Origin of the sequence: Streptomyces radiopugnans, from assembly GCF_900110735.1 — a bacterium.
Lineage (GTDB): Bacteria > Actinomycetota > Actinomycetes > Streptomycetales > Streptomycetaceae > Streptomyces > Streptomyces radiopugnans.
The window spans coordinates 203,534-216,746 of the sequence record NZ_FOET01000009.1 but is presented as its reverse complement, the minus strand read 5'-3'; the positions used below and the strand labels follow the sequence as shown (position 1 = coordinate 216,746).

General features: G+C 74.6%; 8 protein-coding genes. 1 reads left to right on the top strand and 7 read right to left on the bottom strand.

The window, feature by feature from the left end; translation table 11 throughout:
* The 5 genes from BMY40_RS17810 to BMY40_RS17790 form a co-directional block, all read right to left on the bottom strand.
* A partial coding sequence (locus BMY40_RS17810) for an NAD(P)-binding protein (RefSeq protein WP_143071789.1) occupies nucleotides 1-437 on the bottom strand: 437 nt, incomplete at its 3' end.
* Between the two features lie 96 nt (nucleotides 438-533).
* Nucleotides 534-2,231: a succinic semialdehyde dehydrogenase gene (locus BMY40_RS17805; RefSeq protein WP_093660707.1), complete on the bottom strand. Its 1,698-nt coding sequence runs from the start codon at nucleotides 2,229-2,231 to the stop codon at nucleotides 534-536.
* A gap of 157 nt (nucleotides 2,232-2,388) precedes the next feature.
* Nucleotides 2,389-4,797, bottom strand: a complete 2,409-nt coding sequence (locus BMY40_RS17800; RefSeq protein ID WP_093660705.1) for a protein kinase family protein — start codon at nucleotides 4,795-4,797, stop codon at nucleotides 2,389-2,391.
* A 142-nt stretch (nucleotides 4,798-4,939) separates the two neighbouring features.
* Entirely contained in the window at nucleotides 4,940-6,880 is a 1,941-nt protein-coding gene (locus tag BMY40_RS17795) for a serine/threonine-protein kinase (RefSeq protein ID WP_093660703.1), read from the bottom strand.
* Between the two features lie 216 nt (nucleotides 6,881-7,096).
* On the bottom strand, nucleotides 7,097-8,812 hold the full coding sequence (locus tag BMY40_RS17790; RefSeq protein WP_093660701.1) for a glycerol-3-phosphate dehydrogenase/oxidase: 1,716 nt from the start codon (nucleotides 8,810-8,812) through the stop codon (nucleotides 7,097-7,099).
* A 214-nt stretch (nucleotides 8,813-9,026) separates the two neighbouring features.
* Between BMY40_RS17790 and BMY40_RS17785 the strand changes: the two genes are divergently transcribed.
* A complete protein-coding gene (locus tag BMY40_RS17785; RefSeq protein WP_093660699.1) occupies nucleotides 9,027-10,289 on the top strand; it encodes a nucleotide sugar dehydrogenase in 1,263 nt (420 codons plus the stop codon).
* A 128-nt stretch (nucleotides 10,290-10,417) separates the two neighbouring features.
* Here the strand turns inward: BMY40_RS17785 and BMY40_RS17780 are convergent, their stop codons facing one another.
* A complete protein-coding gene (locus tag BMY40_RS17780; protein ID WP_093660697.1) occupies nucleotides 10,418-11,527 on the bottom strand; it encodes a GuaB3 family IMP dehydrogenase-related protein in 1,110 nt (369 codons plus the stop codon).
* Nucleotides 11,528-11,609: 82 nt separating this feature from the next.
* The gene (gene guaB / locus BMY40_RS17775; RefSeq protein ID WP_093660744.1) at nucleotides 11,610-13,139 is read right to left on the bottom strand and encodes an IMP dehydrogenase; all 1,530 of its coding nucleotides are present in this window, start codon (nucleotides 13,137-13,139) and stop codon (nucleotides 11,610-11,612) included.
* Nucleotides 13,140-13,213: the final 74 nt, after the last annotated feature.

Sequence of the window (13,213 nt, the reverse complement as noted above, 5' to 3'; positions counted from 1 at the left end):
CCCAGCATCCGCTTCGCCTGGTCGTAGTACGGCTTCAGCTCCTCCTGCCAGTCGGTGATGCGGCCCCACTGGCGGTCGGTGAAGAAGGCCGGCGGCGGCACGTAGAGGGTGTTGGCGTAGTTCAGCGAACCGCCGCCCACCCCCGCGCCGGCCAGGATCATCACCTTGTCCATCAGGTGGATGCGCTGGATGCCGTACAGGCCCAGCGCCGGGGCCCACAGGTAGTTCCGCAGGTCCCAGGAGTTCTTCGGCAGCGTCTGGCGGGTGAAGCGCCGCCCCGCCTCCAGCACCCCGACCCGGTAGCCCTTCTCGGTCAGCCGCAGCGCGGCCACCGAACCGCCGAAGCCGGAACCGACCACGATCACGTCGTAGTCGTAGCCGTACGGCCGCGGCGGGCCGGACGGCTGCTGTGCTGCTTCGTCCTGCGGTCGGGACACGGGGACCTCCGGTGGTGCGTATCGGTTCCGGGGAAGGAGGCGGAAGGGGGTGGTGGGGACGGGTGCGGACGGACGGACGAACGGGAGGGAGGGGCGTCAGCGGAAGCGGAAGGCCTTCATCGCGCGCAGGGAGGCGCTCATGAAGGCCGCGTACCTCGCGTCGTCCATGCCGAGCGACGGGGCCATGGGCAGCAGCCGCTGGGTGGCGACGGTCTGCGCCTCGGTGTACTTGAGGATGCCCTCCGAGCCGTGCCGGCGGCCCAGCCCGGAGTCGCCCATGCCGCCCATCGGCGACTGGACGCTGCCGTACGCGGCGGCGTAGCCCTCGTTGACGTTCACCGTGCCGGTGCGCAGCCGGGCGGCGATCTCGCGGCCCCGGCGGGCGTTCTTCGTCCAGACGCTGGAGTTGAGGCCGTAGGGGGTGGCGTTGGCCAGCGCGACCGCCTCGTCCTCGTCGGTGAAGCGGTAGACGGAGACGACGGGGCCGAAGGTCTCCTCGCCGCAGACGGCCATGGGGGCGGTGACGCCCTCCAGGACGGTCGGCTCGTAGAACAGCGGGCCGACGTCGGGGCGCGCTCTGCCGCCGGTCAGGACCTTCGCGCCCTTGGCGACGGCGTCGTCCACGTGCCGCACCACGTTCTCGAGCTGCCGCCGCGAGACGAGCGATCCCATGTCGGCGCCGTAGGCCAGGGCCGAGCCCAGGCGCAGCGCCCCGGTGCGGGCGGTGAACCGTTCCAGGAAGGCGTCGGCGACCGAGGCGTGGACGTAGAGCCGCTCGATGGAGATGCACAGCTGCCCGGCCGAGGAGAACGCGGCGCGCACCGCGCCCTCGGCCGCCCTGTCGAGGTCGGCGTCCTCCAGCACCAGCATGGCGTTCTTGCCGCCCAGCTCCAGCGAGGCCCCCACCAGGCGGAACGCCGCCCGCTGGGCGACCTCGCGGCCGGTGCGGGTGGAGCCGGTGAAGGAGACGTAGTCGGCGTGGTCGACGACGGCCGGGCCGACGACCGGACCCTCACCGATCACGACCTGCCAGACGTCGGCGGGCAGTCCGGCCTCGATCAGCAGGTCGCGCGCCCACAGGGCGGTAAGCGCGGTCTCGGTGTCGGGCTTCATGACGACGGCGTTGCCCGCGGCGAAGGCGGGCAGCGCGTCGCCGACCGACAGCTCCAGCGGGTAGTTCCACGGGGCGATCTGTCCGACCACGCCCTTGGGGTGGCGCAGCTCCCGCACCCGGGTGAGGACCGGGATGGCGCCGGTGTGGTTCGCGGGGCGCAGGTACGCCGGGGCCTTGCGGCCGTAGTGGCGGGCGGCGACGGCGACCGCCTGCACCTCCTCGTGGGCGTGCAGCCGCGCCTTGCCGGTCTCCAGCTGGACCAGGTCCAGCACCTCCGACTGGCGGGCGAGCAGCAGGTCGTGGAAGCGCAGCAGCACGGCGGCGCGTTCGCGCACCGGCCGTGCCGCCCACGTCCGCTGCGCCTCGCGGGCCCGGGCGTAGGCCTCGGCGACGTCCGCGGGGGTGGACTCGGGCAGGTCGGCCAGCTTCTCCCCGGTGAAGGGGGTGTGGCACGCGGTGCGGCCGCTGCCCGCCAGGCCCCGGGTCAGCCGGGCGACCAGCTCGCCGGTCACCACGTCGGCGGCGGTGCGGGCGTCGGCGGGGGCGGTGGCGACCGGGTTGCCGCCGACCGTCGTGGGAGCCGCAGGGGCTGCGGGGGCCGTGGGGGCTGCGGGAGCGTCGGGGCCGGTGCCCGTCGTCTGCGCCGCCCTGGTGGCGGCGGTACCTGGCGAATCCGTCATACCGGGGAGGGTACGGCGTGGGAAACCTGCTGTGTACCCGTCGGTAACCACTTTTCACGGAATCCGCCAGCGATCACTGGCACAGATCGTACGCGCATGCGGACGGCGGCCCGGGGAACGGCGGGCAGCTTCTGGGACGTCCGGGCCGGGCGCGGCCTCAGCCGGTGGCGCGGTAGGTGTCGGCGATCGCGTCGAAGACGCGGTCGATGTCGTCCTTCCGGCTCTCCGGCCCCCTGACCAGCACCGAGTGGTAGCGGCCGTCGACGATGACCGCCCGGTCGCACATGTAGGTGCTGTCCGCGCCCTCGCGCCAGCTGAACCGGCCCTCGGCCATCACCGTCCGGCCCACCTGTATCCGCCGCATCCCGGAGTTGGTCGCCCAGTCCGCGGCGCGGTAGGCGTCCAGCTCCCGCTGGTCGTCGGTGAGGTACGCCATCGCGTCCGAGCCGTACTTCTCGGTGGTGTCCCGGCCGGGCACCACGACGATCTCGAGGTCCCCGTGTGTGAAGACCGTCCGCCCCCGGCCGTCCGGCCCCGCCCGCCGAGCGTCCTCGGGAAGCGCGATCTGGAAGTCGGCCGCGTCCTTGTGCAGGACGTAGCCGTCGAGCCCCTCCACCGGATCGCCGGCCTGGGGCCGCTCGCTGCCGGGCGCCTCCGAGGCCCCGGACCCGCCGGACTCGCCGCCCTCGGGCCCCTGCGACGGCGGGGCCTCCTCCCGCGGGGCTCCCTCCCGCTGCCGCTCCTCCTGCGGCCGCTCCGGCTGCGCGCCCACGCTGCCGGGCCGCTGGTCGGCGCTGTTGCCGGACGAGCCCGAGCCGCCCTCGGGCATGTACACGGCGGCGTACACCAGCGTCCCGGTCAGCAGCAGGAGTATCAGCCCGACCAGCACCACGCCCAGCCGGCGCGGAGACCTCTGCTTCCGGGCGCGCCGGTGCCGGGCGTGGGTGGCCACCGGGGAACGCTCCGCCCGCTTCCTGCGCACCAGCTCGCCCCGGCGCCTTATGATCGGCAGCCGCCTGGGGTCGGCGGGCCGGCCGGCCTCCAGCGAGAGCGGCGCGGTGACCGTGTGCAGCCCGACCTCGGGCTCGGGCGCGGAGCGGACCAGGGAGCGCAGCCAGCCGCCCAGTTCCTCGAAGTCCGGCCGCTCGGTCGGGTCCTGGCGCAGCAGCGACTCCACGACGGGCCGCAGCGCACCGCACTCCTCGGCGAACGCGGGCGGCTCGGCGCACACCATCTGCACCAGCTCGGCCACCGACTCCTCGGGGTAGGGCGCGTGCCCCTGGACGGCCCGGAACAGCAGCGCGCCCAGACCCCACAGATCGGCCGCCGGGCCGACCGGCGGGGCCAGCCGCCAGTTCTCGTAGACGGGCCCGGCCTGCTCGGGGGCCCAGCGCTCGGTGACGGCGCCGACGATCGCCATCCTGCTCTGGCGGGCGCGTTCGGCGGCGAGCGCGGTGGTGGGACCGCGGTAGCGGTCGCCGTCCTCCTCGCCCCAGCTCCGCGCGGGCGGCCTCTGCCCGCCGTACGGCTCACCGCCGTACGGGTGCGAGGCGCCGGGGGCGACCGGGCGCAGGTCACCGGCCTGCCGGCCGGCCTCGTCCCTGCGCGCCTCGACCTCGGCCCGCGCGGCGGCGGCGCGCGTCCCGGCCCGGTACGCGGCGATGGCGCCGCTGCGCGCGGCGCGTTCGGCGGCCGGGCCGCCCTGCCCGGGCTGCCCGCCGCGGTCGTGGGGCGCGTAGTGGCCGTGCGCCTCGTACTCCCCCGCCCCCTGGCCCTCGTCGGCGCCGGGACCGGCCAGTTGGCGGGGCACACCGCCCGCCGCCGGACCCTGGTCCGCCCCCCGGTAGCCGGGCGGCAGCCCGGGGACGCCGCCGTCCTCGCCCCGCCGGGTCGCGGACGCGTCGTCCGCGCGGCCGTCCGCATGCCCGTCCGCACGCACGTCGGCAGAGCCCTCCACGTGGCCGCGCGGCAGCACGCTCGGCGGTGCCGGGAGGGGGTCGTACCCGCACAGCGCCTCCTCCGCCGCGCCGGCGGCCAGCCCGGTGAGCACGGCGCGGCCGTCGTCGCAGACGAGGACGGTGCGGGGGGTGATGTTGCGGTGGACCCAGCCGTGCGCGTGGACCGCGCGCAGGGCGGTGAGCAGGTCGGCGGCCAGTTCGGCCGCCCGGTGGGGGCTCAGCGGGCGCTCGGCGAGCACGGCGGCCAGCGGCCGGGCCGCGACCAGTTCGCTGACGATCCACAGCCCGTCGCCCTCGGCGAAGACGTCGAAGACCTGGTCGAGCCGCGGGTGGTCGGGTATCCGGGAGGCGGCCAGCGCAGCCTCCACCGCGCGCCGCACGGCGGGATCGGCCGGGCGCCGCGTGGCGCGGCCGGTGCGGTCGTGCCCGTAGCCGTCCCCGCCGACGAACTCGGCCTCGACGACCTCGGGCAGCGGCACCTGGCGGACCAGCACCTCCTGCCCGCTGGCGGTGTCGTACGCGCGGGACTCCACCAGCTCGTACTCGTCGGAAGGCGGACGCGGCAAGCGGTACCGCTCGGCCAGCAGCCGACCCGAGTACTCGTCCACGGCGCCCTCCCCACACGGCCTGATGCCCTACGGTCCGTCAAGACCCGTCCCCACCGGCCGGATCGCGGAAGCACAGGGTCTGCGTACTATCACGATACGTGCCGGAGTGGCTTCGCGTCGCCCGTCGGCCCGGTTGCCCGTCTCAGTCCCGGGGGCGGAACGTCCGGAAAGCGGTCTCCCGCACCGTGCGGCACTCCTCGCCGTCCCACTCGCCCGCCTCACAGGTGATCATGATGGCGTAGCCGTGGGTGTCGTCCACCCGGAAGCCGCGGTTGAGGACGCGCACCCGCTTCCCGCTCTCCACGCGCTCGAACGTCCAGTCCGCGACGGTCGGGTAGCCCCGCCACTTCACGGGCTTGATGGCGATCAGGGAGTAGCCGGTGCTGCTGCCGCGCACGGCGGGTTCCAGGGAGCGCCAGGCGCCCGCCGCGCTGTCCCCGGGGCTGCCGTTGAAGTCGACCTGGACCTTGGGGTAGCCGCCGCCGCGCGGCGCGTACTTGCCGCCGGAGTTGCGGCCCGCTATCCCGGCGCGCTCGTACCCCTCGGGCATGGCCATCGAGAAGTGGAAGCGGTCGTCGGTGACCGTCTCGTAGCCCTCGGGCAGCCCCTCGCCGCCCTGTCCGCCCTTGCCGCCTTCCTCCTCCTCGCGGCCTCCCCTGCCGGACGGATCCGCGGAGGGTTCGGTGGACGGCTCGGCGGACTGCTCGCCGGATCCGCCGTCGCTCCCTCCGCCGTCCTTGCCGTCCTGCTCGTCACCGCTGCCGTCCTGCCCGGCCGTCGGAGCCGCCGACCGCCCGGATCCGGCCCGCTCGCCGCCGCCCTCGTCGCCCCCGGCGAACGCGAAGGCCAGGACGGTGCCGAGCAGGGCCAGCACCACGACGGCGACCACCGCGAGCCCGGCGGGCTGCCGCGCCATACGGGCCGCGCGGGCCATCCGGGCGGGGACCGCGGTGGTGGCCGCGGCCCCGCCGCCGGCCGCCCCGGGGCCGACTGCCCCGCCGTCGGCGGCGCCCTTCCCGCCGGCCTCGCCCCCGGCCTTCTCCTCCGCGCCGCGCCCGGCCGGGGCGGCGGCCGCGGCGGCGCGTACGGACCGCAGCGCCTCGCGCAGCCGCTCACCGCCCGTGCCGGACGAGCCGCCCGTGCCGGAGGTGCCGGACGAGTCGCCCGTGCCGGCCACCGGGAGCACGGTCGTACGGGTGCCCTCCGGTTCCTTCGTCTCCGCTGCCGCGGCCCCGGCCCGCGGCCCGCGGGCCGCGCGCTCCAGCAGCGCCCGCGCGCCCGGCTCGTCCAGCCGCTTGTCCGGGTCCTTGTCCAGCAGGCCGTGGATGACCGCCTCCAGGGCCCCGGCGCGCTTCGGGGGCTCCAGCGGCTCGGTCATCACCGCGGTCAGGGTGGCGATCGCCGACCCCTTGTCGTACGGCGGGTGGCCCTCCACCGCCGCGTACAGCAGCCCGCCCAGCGACCACAGGTCGGACGGCGGGCCGGGGCGCTGACCGCGCGCCCGCTCCGGCGCTATGTAGGAGGGCGCGCCGACCAGCATGCCGGTGGAGGTGAGGGAGGGGTCGCCCTCGATCTGGGCGATGCCGAAGTCGGTGAGGACGACCCGGCCGTCCTCGTCGGCGATCAGGACGTTGGAGGGCTTCACGTCGCGGTGCAGGATGCCCTCGCGGTGGGCGGCGCGCAGCACGTCGAGGATCGCCAGACCCACCTCGGCCGCCCGCCGCGGCTCCAGCGGGCCGTCCTCGCGCAGCACGTCGGCCAGGGAGCGGCCGTCGATCAGCTCCATGACGATCCAGGGGCGGTCGTCCTCGTCGACCACGTCGTAGACGGTGACGGCGCTGCTGCTGCGGATGCGCGCGATGGCCTTGGCCTCGCGCAGTGTGCGGGTGACCAGCCGGCGCTTCTCCTCCTCGTCGATGCTGGAGGGGAAGCGCAGTTCCTTCACCGCGACGGTGCGGCCCAGGACCTCGTCCTCGGCCCGCCACACGGTGCCCATTCCGCCGCGGCCCAGGACGTCGCCCAGCCGGTAACGCCCGCCCAGCAGCCGTCCGGCCTTCTTGCCGCGGCCGTCCACGTCGCTCATGCGTCCCCTCACACTCAGCCCGCCCCAGCAGTGGCCCCATTCTCCCCCACGGGGCGGACCGCGGTGCACTCGGCCGGGGACACACAACCGGAACGGCGGTGCGCGGGCCCGGGGCTGACGCCCCGGCACCCGCGGTGCGGCCGGCACGCCCGCGCGACGGACGCGTACCGGCCGCGCGACGGAGGAAGGTGACGGGCCGTCACGGACGCCGGAGCGTCACAGCGGCTGGAACGGCACGATGTCCGGCGCGCCCAGACGTGCGGCGTCGGCGGTCTGGTCGTCGGGCTGGAGCTGGGACTCCCGCTCGGCCTCGACCCGCTTCTCGTAGTGCTCCACCTCGCGGTCGATCTGGCCGGCGTCCCAGCCGAGCACCGGCGCCATCAGCTCGGCGCACTCCCGCGCGCTGCGCGCGCCGCGGTCGAAGGTCTCGATGGAAATGCGGGTACGGCGGGTGAGGACGTCGTCCAGGTGGCGCGCGCCCTCGTGCGTGCAGGCGTACACCACCTCCGCCCTGAGGTAGTCGTCCGCGCACGGCAGCGGCTCGCCCAGGCTCGGGTCGGCGGCGATCAGCTCCAGCACCTCGTCGATCAGCGAGCCGTACCGGCCCAGCAGGTGCTCCACGCGCGCCACGTGCAGCCCGGTGCGGGCGGCGATGCGGGCACGGGCGTTCCACATCGCGTGGTAGCCCTCGGCGCCGACCAGCGGCACCTCCTCCGTGGTGCACTCGGCGACGCGGTGGTCGAGCCCGTGGACGGCCTCGTCGACCGCGTCCTTGGCCATCACCCGGTACGTCGTGTACTTGCCGCCCGCGACGACCACCAGGCCCGGCACCGGATGGGCGACGGTGTGCTCGCGCGAGAGCTTGCTGGTGGCGTCCGACTCCCCGGCCAGCAGCGGGCGCAGCCCGGCGTACACGCCCTCCACGTCGTCGCGCGTGAGCGGCACGGCCAGCACCGAGTTGACGTGGTCGAGCAGGTAGTCGATGTCGGCGCTGGAGGCCGCCGGGTGGGCCTTGTCCAGGTCCCAGTCGGTGTCGGTGGTGCCGATGATCCAGTGCCGGCCCCAGGGGATGACGAACAGCACGCTCTTCTCGGTGCGCAGGATCAGCCCGGTGGTGGAGTGGATGCGGTCGCGGGGCACCACCAGGTGGATGCCCTTGGAGGCGCGGACGTGGAACTGGCCGCGCTCGGCGGTCAGCCGCTGGGTGTCGTCGGTCCACACACCGGTGGCGTTGACGACCTGTTTGGCCCGGATCTCGTACTCGCCGCCCTGCTCCAGGTCCTGCACCCGGGCGCCGACCACCCGCTCGCCCTCGCGCAGGAAGCCCACCACGCGGGCCCGGTTGGCGGCGTGGGCCCCGTAGGCGGCGGCGGTGCGCACCAGGGCGGCGACGTAGCGGGCGTCGTCCATCTGCGCGTCGTAGTACTGCAGGGCTCCCACCAGCGCGTCCTTGCGCAGGGCGGGCGCCACCCGCAGGGCCTGGCGGCGCGTCAGGTGCCGGTGGTGGGGCAGGCCGCGGCCGCGTCCGGAGGCCGTGGCGAGCACGTCGTACAGCGCCACGCCGGAGCCCGCGTACAGCCGCTCCCAGCCCCGGCGCCGCAGCGGATAGAGGAAGGGGACGGGCCTGACCAGGTGGGGGGCGATCCGCTGGAGCAGCAGCCCGCGCTCCTTGAGCGCCTCGCGCACCAGCGCGAAGTCCAGCATCTCCAGATAGCGCAGCCCGCCGTGGATGAGCTTGCTGGAGCGGCTGGAGGTGCCCGACGCCCAGTCGCGCGCCTCGACGATGCCCGTCGACAGGCCGCGGGTCGCCGCGTCCAGGACGGTGCCGGCGCCGACCACCCCGCCGCCGACGACCAGTATGTCCAGCTCGCGCTCCGACATGCGGGCGAGCGCCTCGGCCCGCTCGGCCGGTCCCAGTGCCGCTGTCCTCACCACTGCCTCCCTGATATGCCGATGCCCCGGTCGATTGCCCGTCCGCACCTGTCCTGGCCCCTACCCGTTCGTCCGCCGATCGCACGACTTCGACCCGGGCGGACACCGCTCCGCACGCAATCCACCATATCTGTCATATATGCGCTTAACCTGACATCGCCCCACAAGCCAGCCAGCCCCACGAGTCCGTCGACAGGGGAAGGGACGCCGCCTCATGCCCGCAGATCTCGCCGTCCTCGGTCTGGGTCATCTGGGTCTTCCCGCGGCCCAGGCCGCCACGGCCGCCGGTATCCGCACCATCGGCTACGACCCCGACGAGAACGCCGTGCGCGAGCTGGGCGCGGGGCGCCCGCCGGCGGACGGCGGGCTGTCGGCGGCCGAGGTGCGCCGGATGGCCTCGGCCGGCTTCCGCGCCACCTCGGACCCCTCCGTGCTGGGCCGGGTCCGCACCGCCCTGATCTGCGCCCCCACCCCGCAGGGCGAGGGCCGCGCCCCGGACCTGGGCGCGGTGCGGGCGGCGGCGCTCACCCTCGGCGAGCGGCTGCGCCCGAGGACCACGGTCGTGGTGGAGTCCGCCGTCCACCCCGGCGGCACCGAGGAGTACGTCGCCCCGCTGCTGGAGAAGGCCTCGGGACTGCGGGCCGGTCACGACTTCCACCTCGCCTGCGCCCCCTCCCGCCTCGACCCCGGCAACCGCTCCCACGGCTACTCCAACACCCCGCGGGTGATCGGCGGACTGACCCCGGCCTGCACGGAGGCCGCCGCCGCCTTCTACGGGCGGCTGGTCGAGAAGGTGGTGCGGGCCCGCGGCCTGCGCGAGGCCGAGACGACGGCGGTCCTGGAGACCAACTTCCGGCACGTGAACATCGCCCTGGTCAACGAGATGGCCGTGCTCTGCCACGACCTCGGCGTGGACCTGTGGGACGTGATCCGCTGCGCGGAGACCAAGCCGTTCGGCTTCCACGCCTTCCGGCCGGGCCCGGGCGTGGGCGGCCACGGCATCCCCGTGGACCCCGCCTGCCTGGACCGCGGCGGGCGCACCCCGGGCTATCCGCTGCGCCTGGTCGAGGTCGCCCAGGAGGCCAACGCCCGGATGCCGCGCTACGTGGCCCAGCGCGCGGCGACCCTGCTCAACGAGCACGGCAAGTCGGCCCGCGGTGCCCGCGTCCTGCTGCTGGGCGTCACCTACAAGCCCGACCTCGCCGACCGGACCGGCTCCCCCGCCCCCGAGATCGCCCTGCGGCTGATGGAGCTGGGCGCGCAGATCGGCTACCACGACCCGCACGTGCCGCAGTGGCGGGTGGCGGGCCGCCCCGTCCCGCGCGCCGACTCCCTCTACGAGGCCGCCGCCGCGGCCGACCTCACCCTGCTCCTCCAGCACCACCGCGTCTACGACCTGCAGAGCCTGTCGGCCAAGGCCCAGCTCCTGCTCGACACCCGCGGCGCCAGCCCCACGGGGGCGGCTCACCGGCTGTGACGCGAGCGCCCGCCGCGTCCGGTGCGCCCGGTGCGCCCGTGCCGCAAGGGGCCGGGCCCGGCGGACTGTCCGTCCGCCGGGCCCGGCCCCTTGCCGCCGTGCGGCTTCCGCCGTACGGGCGCCCGCGCTCAGCGGGAGACCGTGACCTCCACCCGCTGGAACTCCTTGAGCTCCGAGTAGCCCGTGGTGGCCATGGCCCGGCGCAGGGCGCCGAAGAAGTTCATGTGGCCCTCGGGGCTGTGCGAGGGGCCGAGCAGGATCTCCTCGGTGGTGCCGACCGTGCCGAGGTTGACGCGCCTGCCGCGCGGCACGTCCTCGTGGACGGCCTCCATGCCCCAGTGGTGCCCGTGGCCGGGCGCGTCGGTGGCGCGGGCCAGCGGGGAGCCCATCATCACCGCGTCCGCGCCGCAGGCGATGGCCTTGGGCAGGTCGCCGGACCAGCCCACGCCGCCGTCGGCGATGACGTGGACGTACCGGCCGCCGGACTCGTCCAGGTAGTCGCGGCGGGCCGCCGCCACGTCGGCGACGGCGGTGGCCATCGGCACCTGGATGCCCAGCACGTTGCGGGTGGTGTGCGCGGCGCCGCCGCCGAAGCCGACGAGCACGCCGGCCGCACCGGTGCGCATCAGGTGCAGCGCGGCGGTGTACGTGGCGCAGCCGCCGACGATGACGGGGACGTCGAGCTCGTAGATGAACTGCTTGAGGTTGAGCGGCTCGGCCGCCGAGGAGACGTGCTCGGCGGAGACGGTGGTGCCGCGGATGACGAAGATGTCCACGCCCGCGTCCACGACCGCCTTGGAGAACTGCACGGTGCGCTGCGGCGACAGCGCGGCGGCCGTCACCACGCCGGAGTCGCGCACCTCCTTGATCCGCCGCCCGATCAGCTCCTCCTTGATGGGGGCGGAGTAGATCTCCTGGAGCCGGCGGGTGGCCGCGGCGTCCTCCAGCTCGGCGATCTCGTGGAGCAGCGGCTCGGGGTCCTCGTAACGCGTCCACAGGCCTTCGAGGTTGAGCACCCCCAGGCCACCCAGCTCGCCGATGCGGATCGCGGCGCGCGGCGAGACGACCGAGTCCATCGGGGCGGCCAGGAACGGCAGCTCGAAGCGGTAGGCGTCGATCTGCCAGGCGATCGAGACCTCCTTCGGGTCCCGCGTGCGGCGGCTGGGCACCACCGCGATGTCGTCGAAGGCGTACGCCCGCCTCCCGCGCTTGCCGCGGCCGATCTCGATCTCAGTCACGTGCTGTGCCCTTCCTACGGTCTACGCCCCCAGTATCCCCGAGCGGGACACCGGGGGCGCGCACCGGGGGCACCGGTCCGTCTCAGCGCCGGGAGTAGTTCGGCGCCTCGGTCGTCATCTGGACGTCGTGCGGGTGGCTCTCCTTGAGCCCGGCCGCGGTGATGCGCACGAAGCGGCCCCTGGCCTTCATCTCCGGCACCGTCCGGCCGCCGACGTAGAACATCGACTGCCGCAGGCCGCCGACGAGCTGGTGCACCACCGCGCCCAGCGGGCCGCGGTAGGGGACCTGGCCCTCGACGCCCTCGGGGACGAGCTTGTCGTCGGCGGCGACCGTCTCCTGGAAGTAGCGGTCCTTGGAGTAGGACTTGGCCTGGCCGCGCGACTGCATCGCGCCCAGCGAGCCCATGCCGCGGTAGGACTTGAACTGCTTGCCGTTGATGAACAGCAGCTCGCCCGGCGACTCCTCGCAGCCCGCCAGCAGGCTGCCGAGCATCACGGTGTCGGCGCCGGCGACCAGGGCCTTGGCGATGTCGCCGCTGTACTGCAGCCCGCCGTCGCCGATGACCGGGACGCCGCTCTCCCTCGCGGCGAGCGCGGCCTCGTAGATCGCGGTGACCTGCGGGACGCCGATGCCGGCGACGACGCGGGTGGTGCAGATCGAGCCCGGTCCGACACCGACCTTGACGCCGTCGGCGCCGGAGTCGATCAGCGCCCGGGCCCCGTCGCGGGTGGCGACGTTGCCGCCGACCACGTCGACCGAGGAGTTGGACTTGATCTTGGCGACCATCTCGCCGACCAGCTTCGAGTGGCCGTGCGCGGTGTCCACGACGATGAAGTCGGCGCCCGCCTCGATCAGCGCCTGGGCCCGCTCGAAGGCGTCGCCGGCCACGCCGACCGCCGCGCCGACGATGAGACGGCCCTCGGAGTCCTTGGCGGCGTTGGGGTACTTCTCCGCCTTGACGAAGTCCTTGACGGTGATCAGGCCCTTGAGCACGCCCTCGTCGTCGACCAGCGGCAGCTTCTCGATCTTGTGGCGGCGCAGCAGCTCCATGGCGTCCGCGCGCGAGATGCCCACCTTGCCGGTGACCAGCGGCATCGGCGTCATCACCTCGCGGACCTCGCGGCTGCGGTCGGTCTCGAAGGCCATGTCGCGGTTGGTGACGATGCCCAGCAGCTTGCCGGTGGCGTCGGTGACCGGCACGCCGCTGATGCGGAAGCGGCCGCACAGCTCGTCGGCCTCGCGCAGCGTGGCGTCGGGGCGGATGGTGATCGGGTCGGTGACCATGCCGGACTCCGACCGCTTGACCTGGTCGACCTGGTCGGCCTGGTCCTCGATCGACAGGTTGCGGTGCAGTACGCCGACACCGCCCTGCCGGGCCATGGCGATCGCCATGCGGGCCTCGGTGACCTTGTCCATCGCCGCGGAGATCAGCGGGATGTTCACCCTGACGTTGCGCGAGACGTACGAGGAGGTGTCGATGTCCTGCGGGGCCATGTCCGACTCGCCCGGCAGCAGCAGCACGTCGTCGTAGGTCAGCCCGAGTGCGGCGAACTTCGCGGGAACCCCGTCAGCACTGCCGGCGCTGCCCGCACTGCCGACGTTGTCCGTCATGACGCCTTCCATGGCACCTTCCCCAATACTCTTGCCCGGCGCGGACGTCCATGCTAACGGGCCCGGAAGGGGCG